This is a genomic window from Micromonospora sp. DT231 (genome assembly GCF_049847025.1).
GTDB lineage: Bacteria > Actinomycetota > Actinomycetes > Mycobacteriales > Micromonosporaceae > Micromonospora.
Map to the genome: position 1 here is coordinate 182,529 of NZ_JBNCNO010000013.1, position 14,878 is coordinate 197,406.

The window sequence follows — 14,878 nt, forward strand, 5'->3', positions numbered from 1 at the left end:
GATGCCCAGCTCAGTCCACCTTCCCGGTCGCCGTCAGCGACGCCTCGCTCTGCTCGCCCAACTGGTGGCGGTGGTGGTGGCGGTCGGCGCGGCGGTGATCGTGATCGCCGAGGGGCCGGGCGGGGATCCCGGCGCCGACCGGTTGGCCGCCGACGAGGTCGGCACGCTGGCGCCGCTGGTGGCCGCGCCGCTGCCGCCGTCGGTCGGCCCGTCGCCCTCCGCCTCGGTCGGGCCCAGCCCGTCGCCGGTGCTGCGGGCGCCCGGTGCGGTCCCGAGCGCCGGCACCGGGAGATTTGGCTACGACGCCCGTTCCGGCCCCGTGCTGGGTCGCGCGGGTGAGCTGCGGCGGTACCGGGTCGCGGTGGAGTCGGGCAGCGACGAGGTCGCCGCGGACTTCGCGCAGGCGGTCCAGGTGGCGCTCGCCGGGCCGGGCAGTTGGGTCGACAGCGGCAGGCTGCGGCTGCAGCAGGTGCCGGGGGACGCGCCTCGCGACTTCACCGTCTACCTGGCGACCGCCCGCACGGCGGGTCGGATGTGTGCCGACGGAGGGGTGGACATCCGGATCGATGGACGGCCGTACACCTCCTGCCGGGCACCCGGCCAGGTGATCATCAATCTGGACCGGTGGCGGCTGTCCGTGCCGCATCTCGTCTCGGCTCGCGTGCCGCTTGACGTCTACCGGACGTACGTGGTCAACCACGAGGTCGGTCACCAACTCGGGCACCGGCACGAGCGCTGCCCGGGCGCGGGCCGGCCGGCGCCGGTGATGATGCAGCAGACGCTCTTCCTCAACGGGTGCCGGGTCAACCCGTGGCCGTACCTCGACGGACGCCGCTACGCCGGCCCCGCCCTCTGAACGGCACCCTGTTCATTCACCATTGGGCGGCTTGCCGGAATAACGGCAAAGACGGAGAAATGCCCGAATAATCTGGCAGGCTCGACGTCATGACGCCGTCGTCCCCTTACGGCCCGCCCTCGCCGCCCGACCAGCCGGGTCGGTCGGCGTACGAAGGCGCGCGTCCCACGCTCGTCCGGATGCGCCGACGGCGTCGCCGCGCCCTGCTGCTCGGCGCGCTCGTCGTCGTACTCGCCGCCGGCATCGGCGTGACGCTCGACCGGGGCGGCGAACCGCCGACCGACACTCCCGCCACCAGCCAGGGCGAGATGGGCCACGGGGGCGGGGCGCCCGCGCACCCGGCACCCACCAGCTACCCCTCGGTCGGCGCCGGACGCTTCACGGCGGCCGACGGTGCGACGCATGTGCACGGCACGGACGGGCCGCTGCGCCGTTACCGGGTCGTCGTCGAACGCGGCACCGGCCAGGACGCCGCCGCGTTCGCCGCCAAGGTGGACGAGGTGCTGACCGACAAGCGCAGTTGGATCGCCTCGGACGAGCTGCGGGTGCAGCGGGTGGCGGACGCCGGGGCGGCGGACTTCACCATCTACCTGGCCACCCCTGTCACGTCCGAGCGGATGTGCGCCGAGGGCGGGTTGACCACCGAGCGCTACACCTCCTGCCGCCTGCCCGGCCAGGTCATCATCAACCTGGCCCGCTGGATGGAGGCGGTCCCCGACTACGGCGCTCCGCTGGACACCTACCGCACCTACGTGATCAACCACGAGGTGGGCCACGAGTTCGGCGAGGAGCACGAGGCCTGCCCCGGCCCGGGGGAGCCTGCCCCGGTGATGCAGCAGCAGACGTACGGCCTGCGCGGCTGTGTCGCGAACGCCTGGCCCTACGTCGACGGCCGTCGCTACGCGGGTGACATCGTCCCCTGATCGACCGGGTCGTCGGTTATTCCCGCTCCCGCATCGCGGACCAGTGTCGTCCCTCATGGCCGAGCGGGGCTCCCGCGAGCAACAATGGCGCGGTTCACACCGCCGATCCCGGGGAGTCCACCGTGTCGTTGCCCCCGCTCGTCGAACCCGCCGCCGAGCTGACAGTTGACGAGATCCGCCGCTACTCACGCCATCTGATCATCCCGGATGTCGGGGTGACCGGGCAGAAGCGGCTGAAAAACGCCCGGGTGCTCTGTGTCGGCGCTGGTGGCCTCGGCTCGCCCGCCCTCATGTACCTTGCCGCGGCCGGGGTCGGCACGCTCGGCATCATCGATTTCGACACCGTCGACGAGTCCAACCTCCAGCGTCAGATCATCCACGGCGTGTCCGACATCGGCCGGTCCAAGGCCGAGTCCGCCGCCGCGTCGATCCGCGAGATCAACCCGCTGGTCCAGGTGGAGATCCACAACACCGCGCTGGACCGGGAGAACGTCCGGGAGATCTTCGCCCAGTACGACCTGATCGTCGACGGCACCGACAACTTCGCCACCCGCTACATGGTCAACGACGCGGCGGTGCTGCTCGGCAAGCCGTACGTCTGGGGCTCGATCTACCGCTTCGACGGCCAGGCGTCGGTGTTCTGGGCCGAGCACGGCCCGTGCTACCGCTGCCTCTACCCGGAGCCGCCGCCGCCCGGCATGGTCCCCTCCTGCGCCGAGGGCGGCGTGCTCGGTGTGCTCTGCGCGTCGATCGGCTCCATCCAGGTGAACGAGGCGATCAAGCTGCTGACCGGCATCGGTGAGCCGCTTGTCGGCCGCCTGATGGTCTACGACGCCCTGGAGATGGAATACCGCAAGATCAAGGTACGGAAGGACCCGAACTGCGCGCTCTGCGGCGACAACCCGACGGTCACCGACCTGCTGGAAGACTACGAGGACTTCTGCGGCGCGGTCTCCGAGGAGGCCCAGGAGGCGACCCTCGACGCGACGATCACCGCGTTGGAGCTCAAGGAGTGGCAGGACGCCGGCAAGGACATCTTCCTGGTCGACGTACGGGAGCCCGCCGAGTACGAGATCGTCCGCATCCCGGGCGCCACCCTCATCCCCAAGGGCGACATCATCTCCGGCGAGGCGCTGGCGAAGCTCCCGCAGGACAAGCAGATCGTGCTGCACTGCAAGTCCGGCGTCCGCTCGGCGGAGGCCCTCGCCGCGGTCAAGGCGGCCGGTTTCCGCGACGCGGTGCACGTGCAGGGCGGCGTGCTCTCCTGGATCAAGCAGATCGATCCCTCGCTTCCCGCGTACTGAACGACGACCGGGGCCGGCGGCGGGCCACTCACCCGCCCCGGCCTCGGCCGATTCCCCGAGGCGCGACGACCTTTACGCAGGTAGCGTGACCGCCGTGGTGGACATGGACGCCGCTATCGGCTTCGTCGTGGCGCACGGGGACGCGGTCGACCGCGCGCGTCTCTCCCGGCTGCGCACCGGTGCGCCGGTGCCGGACCGCGTGCTCGACGCCGCCGAGACCGGGCAGACGCCCGACGGCGGCTGGCCGGCCGTCCTGGACGGTGCCGTCGGCTCCGTCGACGCGACCTGCTTCCGCCTGGCCGAGCTGGACGACCTCGGTGCCCTCGGCCGCCCGGCGGCCCGGCACGCGCTGGACTGGCTCGCCGCCTCCCAGCTGCCCGACGGCGGCTGGGACGAGGACCCGTCGCTGGCCGACCTCGCCCCGGAGTGGGCCCGGCCCGGCGACCCGGAGGCCCGCCTCTACCTCACCGCCAACGCCGGCTTCTGGCTCAGTGTCGGCGGGCTGGACGCCCGGGCCGCCGGGCCGCTGGACCACCGCGTCGGCGGGTCGTACGCCGGGGTGGTGCAGGCCGCCGCGCAGGCGCTCGCCGCGCAGCTCGCCCCGGACGGCCGGTGGCCCTCCTTCGTGCCCGCCGGCTGGCTGAGCGCGGCCGTGCTGCACCGGCAGGAGATGTACTACGAGTCGGCGCTGATCCAGTCGGTGCTCGCCGAGCGGATCCCCCAACTGTCCCCGGCGGACGTGGCCTGGCTGGCGGGGACGCTGCGCCGGGTCGACATGGGCGAGGAGCACTGGTTGCTCGTCGCGGCCCGCGAGCGGCTCACCAGGACCCAGCGGAGCGACGGGGGCTGGGACAGCGACGACGGTCACCAGTTCGACGTGCACACCACGCTGCGGGCGATCCGGGCCTGTCAGCCGGTCACGTCAACTGGCTGATCACCAGCGGCCACCAGCCGTCCGGGGCGAAGGCGGCCGGGTCGATGCCCTCCAACACCGTCCGCAGCGTCTCGGCCCGCTCCGCCCGGCCCGCCTTGCCCTCGTCCGCCTCGACGAAGAGCGCGAACTGGTAGAGGAACTCGACGAACGTGCGGAAGCTGCTGTTGACGCCCTGGATGTCCTTCTGGTTCAGATCGAACTGGAGGATCTCACCGTTGCGCGGGTCCAGCACGTAGAGCAGGTCGGGGTTGTCGGCGACCGCGCCCACCACGATCAGCCGGATGTCGAGCGAACCGTCCTCGGTGCTCAACTGCATGGTGTCGTACAGCTCGATGTCGTCTTCGAGGAAGGCCGTGTAGACGACCGCCACGTCGAGCGGGATCTCGTCACCGGCGGGGAGCAGGTCGGGGCTGAAGCCCCCGTCCAGCCACGCCTCGCGCGGGTACGGGATGAGCTCGTCCTCGTGCCACAGGGCACGGAACCGGGGGTCAGCGGCCATGACGATCCTTCGTGGTCACAGGAGTCGGGTCGGTCAGGACGACAGGCCGGCGGTGATCAGCAGACGCCGCCAGTTGTCGGCGTACTCGCCGGCGTGCCGGCCCTTGCGCAGCCGCTGCTCGGGGGCGGCGGGACCGAGGACGATGGCCGTCAGCTCCGGGTAGCGGGGGCCGAGCACGTGTTCGTCGAAGAACGTGGCGACGTCGGGGGCGATGATGGTGAACTCGACGTCCTCGTCGGGGTGCTCGTACTGGTAGACGTAGGCGCTGGACTCCATGTAGTACACGTCCAGGTCTTCCCGGTCGAGGTAGAGCGGGTCGCCGCCGCGGATCTCGGACCGTAGGCCGGTGGGGACGCTGTCGATCTCGTAGCCGACGATCAGCGGGCTGCCCATCGGGTCGGTCGGGTCGACCTCGTCCTCCGCCCAGGCCTGCGGGGTGAGGATCTCCTTCGGCGCGTGGAACCGGAAGTTGTCGCCCTCCAGGCGCTGGAACAGGGCGTAGACCTCGGCGACGCCGGGCAGGTCGGCGATCGGTTCCAGCGGGGCCGCCCCCTCGATACGCACACCGAAGCCGTGTTCGGCCTCGACCCGGGTGAGCAGCTCCAGCTTTTCGGCGATCCGGGCGAGGACGGTGGGGTCCGCGCTGGTCATGGCAGGAACTTCACGATGATCGGGGTGCCCTCGGGGACGTCGCGCAACGCCACGGAGATATCGCTGCCGAGCTGGCGGTTGGTCCAGGCGTCCATCAGCCTGAGGTTAGCGTATTCGTCCTTTCCGTCGAGTTGCAGCTCGTGGATATGGTCCGGGTCCAGTCCCTCGCCCCGGGCCCGGATCGGCCCCCGGCCGTCGTAGAGGCGATCGACGAGTTTCTTGTTGGCCAGGTACTGGTTGGTCGTCCGGTCACCGTGCTGCTGGGTCAGCTTCTCGTTCTTCGTCAGCCGACGGATCACCCGGTCCCGGAAGACGTTGGTGCGGGTCCGGGTGCCCGGCTTGGTCCCTCGGCCCCCGCGGTGGTAGACGTTGTTGGCCGTCCGGTCCGACTTCGCCTTGCTCAGCCGGCCCTCCTGGCCGAGCCGGACCAGGTCCCTGGCCTTGCGGTCGAAGTCCTTCTTGTCGAAGTCCGGGCGGTTGCGCAGCACCAGCACGGCCGGGCCGCGGGGGGTGGTGCCGGCCGTCTTGGCGGTGCGGAACACGTCGGCGTTCTCCAGGAACGCCGAGACGATCCTGGCGCCTTTCGCCTGCGTCTGCCGGGGCGGCGAGGTGCGCTTCTTAGCCATTGAGCACCGCGTCCACCGTCATGCCGATCAGCTGGTCGATGATCAACCCGGTGATCATCTTGAAGATCGGGATCTCCAGCAGCGACGCACCGAAGGTGACCACCGCGGTCGCGATCGCCTGCGCGATCTGGATCGCCAGCAGGATGAGCTGCACGATCACCTGGATCTTCAACGCCAGCACGACGCCCGCCCCGGCCATCAGCCCGATGGCGATGATGTTCGTCGGGTCGGTGGCGTCGGCGATGTTGCGCGCGGCCGACTCCCCGTCGTTCCACTCGTCGGCGAAGGCGGTGAAGCTCTCGCCCCGGTTGGTGTCCAGCACCGTCCGCGCGGCCGACTCCAGCTGGGCGACCGACCCGTTGATCCGGTCGGCCATGCCGGTCCACTCGCCGGCGAGCTGGAACAGTGCCGTCTCGTCCGACTCCGGCCAGTCGTACCCGATCATCGAGAGCAACGACACCAGCTCACCCGGAAGCGTCAGGCCCACCGTGACTCCTTTCCCCGTGCGGCGGGCTCAGCTGCCGAGCTTGCCGAGAATTGATTGGAAGAGATCGCCGACGCCCTCCTCGACGGCCCGGTACCCGTCCGCCATCGAGTGCAGGCCGGCAGCGTAGTTGTCCAACTCGACGAGGTTGGTGCTGAGGCACTCGGTCAGCCCGTCCACGCAGGCCTGGTGGGCGACGCCGAGCAGCATCCCGATCTCGTCGCCGCCGAAGGCCTGCGCGTAGCTGCCCACCGCCGCCTGGAACGCCTCGAAGGCCTGCCCGACCTGCTCCTTGGCCTGGGCCAACTGCTCCGCTCCGCGGCGTACCGAGTCGACGTCGACATCCAGCGGGTCCATCGTCAACTCTTCCCGTGCAGTTTCCGCATGGTCTCGCCGACCGCCAGGGTGATCTCCCGCATCTGCCGCAGGCCCTCGTCCTGGAGCCGCTCCACGGTGGCGGCCATCGCGGCCAGGTCGGGCATCGGCTCCGTCCCCGCCGCCGCCTCGTCCTGCCCGTCGAGGGCCGCGTTCACCGCCCGGCGCAACTCCTCGGCGAGCTGCTCCGAGCCCTCACGCAGCACCCGGGGATCGAGGTCGACGGCGCTGACCCGCCGGTCGCTGCCGACGGTGACCCGGATCCGCCCGTCGGCCGCCTCGCCCACCGACTCGACAGGTTCCGGGGGCGCGACGGTGCGGCTGACATCCCGCAGCGCGGCACGTGCCTGCGCCAGTTGCTCCTCCAGGGCCTTCTCGCCCAGCATGTCGCCTCCCCGGACTAGCCGCGCCGAATCGACCTCAGACTAGCGACCCGGCACACAGTGGTGGGACCACGTCCACGGAGGACTGTCAGTCGCGCAGGTGCCCGTCCCCGGTGACGACGTACTTGGTGCTGGTCAGCTCGGGCAGGCCCATCGGGCCACGGGCGTGCAGCTTCTGCGTGGAGATGCCGATCTCCGCGCCGAAACCGAACTCGCCGCCGTCGGTGAAGCGGGTCGAGGCGTTCACCATCACCGCGGCCGAGTCCACCCGCGCGACGAATTCCCGGGCCGCGCTCGCCGAGTCGGTGAGGATCGCCTCGGTGTGCCCGGTGCCGTAGCGCCGGATGTGCCCGACGGCCGCGTCCAGGGACTCGACCACCGCCACCGAGATGTCGGCGGACAGGTATTCGGTGGCGAAGTCCTCCTCGGTGGCCGGGACCACGGCGGCGGAGTACGCGGCCACCTCTGGGGAGCCGTGCACGGTCACCCCGGCCTCGGCGAAAGCGGCAAGCATCGGCGGCAGGAACGCGTCGGCGACGCCGGCGTGCACCAGCAGCGACTCGGCGGTGTTGCAGGTGGACAGGCGCTGCGTCTTGGCGTTCAACGTCACCGCGACGGCCTGTGACACGTCGGCGGCGGCGTCCACGTAGACGTGGCAGTTGCCCACCCCGGTCTCGATCACCGGCACCGTCGACTCCTCGACGACGGTGCGGATCAGGGACGCGCCACCGCGGGGGATGAGCACGTCGACGAGGCCACGGGCGCGCATCAGCTCCTTGACGGAGTCGCGGGAACTGGCGTCGAGCAGTTGCACCGCGTCGGCCGGGAGCCCGGCGCCGGCGACCGCGTCGCGCAACACCGCGACGAGCGCGGCGTTGGAGTGCGCGGCCGAGGACGACCCGCGCAGCAGCGCCGCGTTGCCGGACTTCAGGCAGATCCCGGCGGCGTCCACGGTCACGTTCGGCCGCGCCTCGTAGATGATGCCGACCACCCCGAACGGCACCCGGATCTGGCGCAGCTCCAGCCCGTTGGGCAGGGTGGAACCGCGGACCACCTCGCCGACCGGGTCGGGCAGCGCGGCCATCTGGCGCAGCGCGTCGGCGATGCCGGCCACCCGACCCGCGTCGAGGGCGAGCCGGTCCAGCACGGCCGCGCTCAGCCCGGCCTCCTGGCCGGCCGCCAGGTCCGTCTCGTTCGCGGTCAGGATCTCCGGGGTACGCGCCACGAGCGCGTCGGCCATCGCCACGAGCGCGGCGTCCTTGACCGTACGGGTGGCCACGGCCAACTCCGCGGCGGCGTCCCGCGCCCGGTGCGCCTGCTCGACGACGCTCATGCCAACTCTCCTCGTTCGTGGGAAGGTTCTCTGCTCACAGCAGGACGAGGTCGTCGCGGTGGACGACCTCTCGTTCGTACGCCGGGCCCAGCGCCGCGGCGAGTTCGGACGTGGAGCGGCCGAGCAGCCCCGGCAGCTCCACCGCGTCGTAGTTGACCAACCCGCGGGCGACCGACGCGCCGGCGGTGTCCACCAGGTCCACGGGGTCGCCAGCGGTGAAGGTGCCGTCCACGGCGGTGATGCCGGCGGGTAGCAGCGACTTGCGCCGCCCGACGACGGCCGCCACCGCGCCCGGGTCGAGGTGCAGCCGCCCCCGGGGTGACGTGGCGTGGGCCAGCCAGAACAGCCGGGCCGTCGGGCGTTGCCGTTGCGGATGGAACAGGGTGCCGACCGGGTCGCCGGCCAGGGCCGACGCGGCCAGGTCGGCGGCGGTGAGCACCACCGGGATGCCGAAGCCGGTGGCGATCCGGGCGGCCTCGACCTTCGTCACCATGCCGCCGGTGCCGACGCCGGAGCGGCCGGCCCCGCCGATGGTGATCCCGGCGAGGTCCGCGTCGTCACGCACCTCCGCGATCCGGGTCGAGTGCGGCTTGGTGGGGTCGCCGGTCCAGAGCGCGTCCACGTCGGAGAGGAGCACCAGCAGGTCGGCGTGCACCAGAGCGGCGACCAGGGCGGCCAGCCGGTCGTTGTCACCGAACCGGATCTCCTGGGTGGCGACCGTGTCGTTCTCGTTGACGATCGGCACCGCCCCCAGGTCGAGCAGCTTGCGCAGCGTCCGGTACGCGTTGCGGTAGTGCGCCCGTCGGGTCACGTCGTCGACGGTGAGCAGCACCTGCCCGACGGTGCGGCCGTGCCGGGCGAAGCTGGTCGCGTACCTGCCGATCAGGAGGCCCTGCCCGACGCTGGCGGCGGCCTGCTGGGTGGCCAGGTCGCGCGGGCGTCGGGGCAGCCCGAGCGGGGCGAGGCCGGCGGCGATCGCGCCGGAGGAGACAAGCACGACCTCGCGTCCCTCGCTGGTCAGCCGACCGAGGGTGTCGACGAGCGTGTCGACGCGCTCGTCGGCCAGCCCGCCGGTCGCGGTGGTCAACGAGGAAGATCCGATCTTGACGACGACCCGCCGGGCTGCCGTGACTGCGTCGCGCACCCGACCATTCTGCGTGGTCACGGCCGCTGCGCCCGGCGGCCTTCCCATATGGTGGCGGATTGTGACTCCTGACGAGTACGTCGAGGCGGTGCTCGACCTGGTCGAGCGGATCCCGGCGGGCCGGGTGATGTCGTACGGCGCGGTCGCCGATGCGCTCGCCGAGCGTTCGGGTCGTGCCTCCGCGCGGCTGGTGGGCAGCATCATGGCCCGACACGGCGGCTCGGTGCCGTGGCATCGGGTGGTGACGTCGGGTGGCCGGCTGCCACCCGGCCACGAACGGGAGGCGCGGTCCCGACTGCGCGCCGAGGGTGCGCCGCTGCGCGGCGAGGGCGTGGACATGTCGGCGGCGCGATGGTCGCCGGAGGAGAGGCCGTGACCACCGGCCCGTGGTGTGCGGGACGGGTGCCCCCCGGGCCGGGGGGCACCTCGGGGTTGTTCAGAGCGGGATGGGGGACCGCACCACGTTGTCGTCTGGCTTGAGGTCGGGCCACCAGCGGCCCTGGGCGTCGCCGTGCACGACGGAGAAACTCACGGTGCGGGCGTCGGCACCCGGCTGGGCAGGTACCCGTTGGACGAACGTGTAGCGGCGCGACTCACCAGCCGGTACGCCCGGTAGCAGGCACCCCGGTCTGGTCGTGTCCCACAGCTTTCCCGGCTCGCATCGGGCCCATTCGCCGCCCGCCCGTTCGCCGTGTTCGATGTTCTGGAACGACACCCGCGGCGCGTCGACCGGGCCGGCGTTGGTGACCGTGAAGACCGTGGTGAGTTCACGCAGGGCGTCCGTACCGGGGACCTCGACCAGCTCGTGGGTCATGCTCATCTTCAGGTTGGTGAGCCGGGGATCCGGGCCGAATGTCGTGGGGCCGTCGGTCTGCTCGAACCACTCCCCGTCCCACCGGTACGTCCGCACCTGTTCCCGCCGGAGATACGTGGGGACCTCGCAACACGGCACGATGTCGGCCACCGTCACCCGCACCGAGCCGGTCGAGGTGATCTCCGCCGCGAGGACGTCCTTGAACTCGTCGTCGGTCCGGACCACCCGGCCCACCGTCACGATCCGGTCGTCGGCGTTCCGCTCGAAGGCCACCACCTGCTTCGCCGACGCTTCGCCGTACCGACAGGCGACGATGGCGATGGTCTCGTCGGCTCCGTCGCCATCGACGTCGCCGTACTCGAACTCGTCGTCGGCCAGCTCCGACACGTAGGTCTTCTTCGTGTTGGTCTTCAGCCGGACGTTCGAGGTGGTGCAGCCGCCCTCCGCCATGCCCGCCGGCCAGTTCGGCAGATCCACAGGTGTGGCGAGCAGTTGCGCCCGACTTATTCGCCCGTCCGGGCCGGTCGGGGCGGTGCCGGAGGGTGTCGGCGTCTGCGTCGGCGACCCGGTCGGCGTGGGCGTCGGCGGGGCCGGCGTGGACGGGGCCGGCGGTGGGACGGACTCCACCGGCACCGGCGGAGTCCGGTCGGCGTGCAGCGCGGCGTTGATGACGACGGGGGTCACCCCCAGGACGACCGCCACCGCGGCGGCGGCCACCGTCATCCGTCGACGTCGGCGCAAGAGCTGCCGGGCCTTGTCGGGACCGGGACCGGCCACCTGGCTGATCACGTCATTGCGGTACGCGCCGAGCCGCTCGCGCAGCAGTGGGTCGAGGTCAGACATCGCGTACCCCCTCGGTGTTCTCGTCGAGCAGCGCGGCCAGGGCGGTCCGTCCGCGGTGCAACCACGACTTGACGGTGCCCTCGGCCACCCCCTCCTGCGCGGCGATCTGGCTGACCGACAGGTCGGCCAGGTAGTGCAGGATGACCGCGCGGCGATGGTTGGGCGGCAGTTGCGCCAGCGCCGCGTCGATGGCGACCCGGTCGGGTGTCGGCCCGGCCACCTCGGCCTCGGTGCGCCGTTGTCGCAGCAGGTAGTCGCGGGCGGTACGAAGGCGTCGCCAGCGGCTGTGTGCCAGGTTCCAGGCGACCTTGCGGACCCAGGCCACCGGGTCGTCGTAGCGGACCAGGCGGTCCCAGCGGGCCAGCGCTCGGTAGAACGCCTCCTGGGCCAGGTCCTGGGCGTGGCCCAGATCCCCCGTGTACGCGCAGAGCTGGGCGGTCACGCTTCCGAAGTGCGCGTGGTAGAAGTCGTCGAAGGTGATCGTCTCGACCGCCGAACCGGCCGTCCGTACCGCCGGTGGCTCGTTGGCGCGGGCTCCCATCGTTGACGTCACTGTCCCTCCCCCGTGACCGCCAGGCTGATCTGCCCTCGGCGGTGGTAACACTCCAAGACTGCGGACGCGGTTGCGGCCTTCACTGCCGGCAACCTGACTTGTTTGATGCCCGCCACGGGTGGCGGGTTCACGCCCGCGTTGATGCCCGCCACGGGTGGCGGGTTCACGCCCGCAGAAGGGGGATGTGAGCTGCACCGCAACGTGAGTAATATTCGGCCCCATGAAACCGCCGCCGGGCGCCGGCTCGCTGCCTCGACGGGTGCACGCCGGCTATGCGCTCGGTTCCCTGGCCACCGGCGCGTTCGGTACCGTGCCCGGTCTGCTGCTGCTGCCCTACCTCACCGACACGCTGGGCGTGGCCGCCGGCCTGGCCGCCCTGCTGGTGCTGCTGCCGAAGGCATGGGACGTGCTCGTCAACCCGGTCGCCGGGCGGATCTCCGACCGCACCCGATCGCGCTGGGGCGCCCGCCGGCCGTACCTGCTCGTCGGCGGTCTCGCGCTCGCCGTCCTGTTCGCGTCGATCTTCGCCGCGCCGTTCGGTAACGGCTCGGTCGCGTACGTGGCGTTCGCCTTCCTCGCCACCGCCACCGCGTTCGCCTTCTTCCAGGTGCCGTACGTGGCGATGCCGGCGGAGCTGACCGACGACTACGCCGAGCGCACCCGGATGATGACCTGGCGGATCGCGGTGCTGGCGCTGGCCATCCTGGTCTCCGGCGCGGTCGCGCCGCTCGTGGTGAGCGCCGGTGGGGGCGGCGTGGCCGGGCACCGGTGGATGGGCCTGTTCGTGGCGGCGCTGATCGCCCTCGGTGCCCTCGGCGCGTTCCTCGGCACCCGGTCCGCGCCGACCGGCGCGGTGGGCGGCAGCGAGCCCACGCTGCGCGCCCAACTCGCCGTGGCCGGCGCCAACCGCCCGTTCCGGGCGCTGCTGATCTGCTTCGTGGTGCAGTCCGCCGGGGTGGCGACGATCCTGGCCGGGGTCAACTACTTCGCGGCGCAGATCCTGCGCGACGAGCAGAGCGGGCCGACCCTGCTCTTCGTCTGCTTCGTCGGACCGGCGCTGCTGGTGATGCCACTCTGGACCCGGGTCGGTGCCCGGCTCGGCAAGCGGACCGCGCTCGTCGTCGGCTCGCTGATCCTCGCCGTCGGGGCACTCGCCCTGGTCGCCGCGCCGGTGCTGCCGCCGGTCGCGGTCTACCTGGTGGTCGCGCTCATCGGCGTGGGGTACGCCGGGCAACAGGTCTTCGCGTTGGCGATGCTGCCGGACTGCATCGCGTACGACACGGCGCGCACTTCTCGACGGCAGGCGGGTGTCTTCACCGGCCTGTGGACCGCCGGGGAGACCCTCGGCCTGGCGCTCGGCCCGGGCATCTACGGACTGGTGCTCCAGCTCGCCGGCTACGTGTCCTCGGACACCGGCTCGGCAGCCGCCCAGTCCGACACGGCGAGACTAGGCGTCCTCCTCGGCTTCACGCTGATCCCGGCCCTGCTGATCGCCCCACCAGTCCTCCTCCTGCGCCACTACACCCTGACCCCCGCCGCCCTGGCCGCCGCCACCCGCGCCGAACGGGTCGATCATGGAGTTGTGGTGGGGGACGAAAGCCGTTGACAGTCACGAGAAGGGCACCATAACTCCATGATCGACGAGAGCAGGGTCTTGCCTCCCGGGGTTGCCGCGGACGTGGCGCTCACCGAGGTGCGCCAGTTGCGCGCCGGGGACCGGCCGACCCACGGGGGGAGGCTGTTCGCGTACGTCTACGACCCGGCGGTGCCCGGGCTGGACGAGTTGGCTGCCGCCGCGCACCGGGAGAGCGCGCACGTCAACGGACTGGACCCGACCGCCTTCCCCTCGCTGCTGGCCATGGAGAACGCGCTTGTCGGCGCCGCCGGCCGGGTTCTCGGCGCCGGCCCGGGCACGACCGCCCCGGACGTCGTCGGCAGCGTCACCAGCGGCGGCACCGAGTCGCTGATCCTCGCCGTCAAGACGGCCCGGGACGCGCACCCGGAGATCGCGGCGCCCCGGATCGTGGTGCCGTCGACCGCGCACGCCGCGTTCGCCAAGGCGGCGCACTACCTGCGGGTGGCGCTTGACGTCGTGCCGGTGTCCCCGGACACGCTGCGCCCCGACCCGGCCGCGATGGCCGCCGCGATCCGCCCGGAGACGGTGCTCGTCGCCTGCTCCGCGCCGTCGTACGCGCACGGCGTGGTGGACCCGGTCGCCGAGATCGCCGCCGTGGCGGCCGCCGCCGGGGTGCGCTGCCACGTGGACGCCTGCTTCGGTGGCTGGACCCTGCCCTACCTGCGCCGCCTCGGCGAGCCGGTGCCGGCGTTCGACTTCGCGGTCGGAGGGGTCACCTCCATCTCGGTGGACCTGCACAAGTACGCGTACGCGCCCAAGGGGGTGTCGGTGCTGCTGCACCGCGAGGCCCGGCTGCGTGCCCCGCAGTACTTCGCGTACGCGGACTGGCCCGGCTACACCATGATCAATCCGGTGATCGCGTCCACCCGTTCGGGCGGGCCGATCGCCGCCGCGTACGCGACTCTGCGGCACCTCGGCGACGACGGCTACCTGCGGCTGGCCGAAGTCACCCGGGACGCGGTCGCCGGCCTGGCCGACGCGGTCCGCGCCGTCGACGGGCTGCGGTTGCTGGCCGAGCCCGAGTCCACTGTTGTCTGTTTCACCGCCGCCGAGGGCGGCCCCGACCTGTTCGTGCTCGTGGACGAGCTGACCGCGCGCGGCTGGCACACCCAACCCCAACTGTCGTACGCGGGACTGCCGGCGAGCGTGCACCTCACGGTGACCGCCTCGGTCGCGCCCCGGGTCGGCGACTTCGGCCCGGACCTGGTCGACGCGGTGGACGCCGCTCGGGCGGCCGGTCCGGTCCATCTGCCCGCGGAGTTGACGGCGCTGGCCGGTTCCCTCACCCCGGACGCGCTGACCCCGGAGCTGGTCGCGGGGCTGGCCGCCGGGCTGGGCCTGGGCGGTGAGCCGGACGGTTCCCCGCTGCCGGGGCGGATGGCGGTCGTGAACACCCTGCTGGACGCCGCGCCGCCGGCGCTGCGGGAGCGGCTGCTCGTCGAGTTCGTCGGGCTGCTGCAACGTCCCACCTGGTGACACCGCGCGGTCCGGTCCGCGCGTCGGACGACGGCGGACCGGAC

17 protein-coding genes are annotated in these 14,878 nt (G+C 72.1%); 7 read left to right on the top strand and 10 right to left on the bottom strand.

Features of this window, described 5'->3' with window-relative positions:
* The first annotated feature begins 1 nt into the window (after position 1).
* The 4 genes from ACPXBU_RS28005 (at position 2) to ACPXBU_RS28020 (ending at position 4,017) form a co-directional block, all read left to right on the top strand.
* The gene (locus ACPXBU_RS28005; protein WP_393370099.1) at positions 2-856 is read left to right on the top strand and encodes a DUF3152 domain-containing protein; all 855 of its coding nucleotides are present in this window, start codon (positions 2-4) and stop codon (positions 854-856) included.
* An 89-nt stretch (positions 857-945) separates the two neighbouring features.
* Positions 946-1,779, top strand: a complete 834-nt coding sequence (locus ACPXBU_RS28010) for a DUF3152 domain-containing protein (RefSeq protein ID WP_425760362.1) — start codon at positions 946-948, stop codon at positions 1,777-1,779.
* Positions 1,780-1,901: 122 nt separating this feature from the next.
* The gene (gene moeZ, locus ACPXBU_RS28015; RefSeq protein WP_393370105.1) at positions 1,902-3,083 is read left to right on the top strand and encodes an adenylyltransferase/sulfurtransferase MoeZ; all 1,182 of its coding nucleotides are present in this window, start codon (positions 1,902-1,904) and stop codon (positions 3,081-3,083) included.
* Between the two features lie 85 nt (positions 3,084-3,168).
* Positions 3,169-4,017 carry a prenyltransferase/squalene oxidase repeat-containing protein gene (locus ACPXBU_RS28020; RefSeq protein WP_393370108.1) on the top strand — a complete coding sequence of 283 codons (849 nt, stop codon included), beginning with the start codon at positions 3,169-3,171 and terminating at the stop codon, positions 4,015-4,017.
* On the opposite strand, the gene ACPXBU_RS28025 is transcribed toward ACPXBU_RS28020, so the two are convergent.
* From ACPXBU_RS28025 to proB, 8 genes are all read right to left on the bottom strand, one after another.
* Complete coding sequence (locus ACPXBU_RS28025) at positions 4,001-4,516, bottom strand: SUKH-4 family immunity protein (RefSeq protein WP_425760364.1); 516 nt, start codon at positions 4,514-4,516, stop codon at positions 4,001-4,003. The genes ACPXBU_RS28020 and ACPXBU_RS28025 overlap by 17 nt on opposite strands.
* 33 nt (positions 4,517-4,549) lie before the next feature.
* Complete coding sequence (locus tag ACPXBU_RS28030) at positions 4,550-5,167, bottom strand: hypothetical protein (protein ID WP_425760365.1); 618 nt, start codon at positions 5,165-5,167, stop codon at positions 4,550-4,552.
* Positions 5,164-5,793, bottom strand: coding sequence for a hypothetical protein (locus ACPXBU_RS28035; protein WP_425760366.1), 630 nt, complete (start codon positions 5,791-5,793; stop codon positions 5,164-5,166). The genes ACPXBU_RS28030 and ACPXBU_RS28035 overlap by 4 nt, the downstream gene beginning before the upstream one ends.
* Positions 5,786-6,280 (bottom strand): hypothetical protein, encoded by a 495-nt coding sequence (locus ACPXBU_RS28040; RefSeq protein WP_393370119.1) that lies wholly within the window; start codon positions 6,278-6,280, stop codon positions 5,786-5,788. The genes ACPXBU_RS28035 and ACPXBU_RS28040 overlap by 8 nt, the downstream gene beginning before the upstream one ends.
* A gap of 27 nt (positions 6,281-6,307) precedes the next feature.
* On the bottom strand, positions 6,308-6,634 hold the full coding sequence (locus ACPXBU_RS28045) for a hypothetical protein (protein WP_393370121.1): 327 nt from the start codon (positions 6,632-6,634) through the stop codon (positions 6,308-6,310).
* A 2-nt stretch (positions 6,635-6,636) separates the two neighbouring features.
* Positions 6,637-7,038: a YbaB/EbfC family nucleoid-associated protein gene (locus tag ACPXBU_RS28050; RefSeq protein WP_425760368.1), complete on the bottom strand. Its 402-nt coding sequence runs from the start codon at positions 7,036-7,038 to the stop codon at positions 6,637-6,639.
* Positions 7,039-7,123: 85 nt separating this feature from the next.
* A complete protein-coding gene (locus ACPXBU_RS28055; RefSeq protein ID WP_425760369.1) occupies positions 7,124-8,368 on the bottom strand; it encodes a glutamate-5-semialdehyde dehydrogenase in 1,245 nt (414 codons plus the stop codon).
* A 34-nt stretch (positions 8,369-8,402) separates the two neighbouring features.
* Positions 8,403-9,512, bottom strand: coding sequence for a glutamate 5-kinase (proB, locus tag ACPXBU_RS28060; protein WP_425760370.1), 1,110 nt, complete (start codon positions 9,510-9,512; stop codon positions 8,403-8,405).
* Positions 9,513-9,573: 61 nt separating this feature from the next.
* On the opposite strand from proB, the gene ACPXBU_RS28065 reads away from it, so the two are divergent.
* Positions 9,574-9,888, top strand: a complete 315-nt coding sequence (locus tag ACPXBU_RS28065; RefSeq protein WP_393370130.1) for an MGMT family protein — start codon at positions 9,574-9,576, stop codon at positions 9,886-9,888.
* A gap of 60 nt (positions 9,889-9,948) precedes the next feature.
* On the opposite strand, the gene ACPXBU_RS28070 is transcribed toward ACPXBU_RS28065, so the two are convergent.
* Positions 9,949-11,169, bottom strand: a complete 1,221-nt coding sequence (locus ACPXBU_RS28070) for a hypothetical protein (RefSeq protein ID WP_425760371.1) — start codon at positions 11,167-11,169, stop codon at positions 9,949-9,951.
* Entirely contained in the window at positions 11,162-11,722 is a 561-nt protein-coding gene (locus tag ACPXBU_RS28075; protein WP_393370136.1) for a SigE family RNA polymerase sigma factor, read from the bottom strand. Before ACPXBU_RS28075 ends, ACPXBU_RS28070 begins: the two co-directional genes overlap by 8 nt.
* Before the next feature lie 220 nt (positions 11,723-11,942).
* On the opposite strand from ACPXBU_RS28075, the gene ACPXBU_RS28080 reads away from it, so the two are divergent.
* Positions 11,943-13,328 carry an MFS transporter gene (locus ACPXBU_RS28080; protein ID WP_425760372.1) on the top strand — a complete coding sequence of 462 codons (1,386 nt, stop codon included), beginning with the start codon at positions 11,943-11,945 and terminating at the stop codon, positions 13,326-13,328.
* A 27-nt stretch (positions 13,329-13,355) separates the two neighbouring features.
* Positions 13,356-14,834 (top strand): pyridoxal phosphate-dependent decarboxylase family protein, encoded by a 1,479-nt coding sequence (locus tag ACPXBU_RS28085; protein WP_425760374.1) that lies wholly within the window; start codon positions 13,356-13,358, stop codon positions 14,832-14,834.
* The last annotated feature ends 44 nt before the right edge of the window (positions 14,835-14,878 follow it).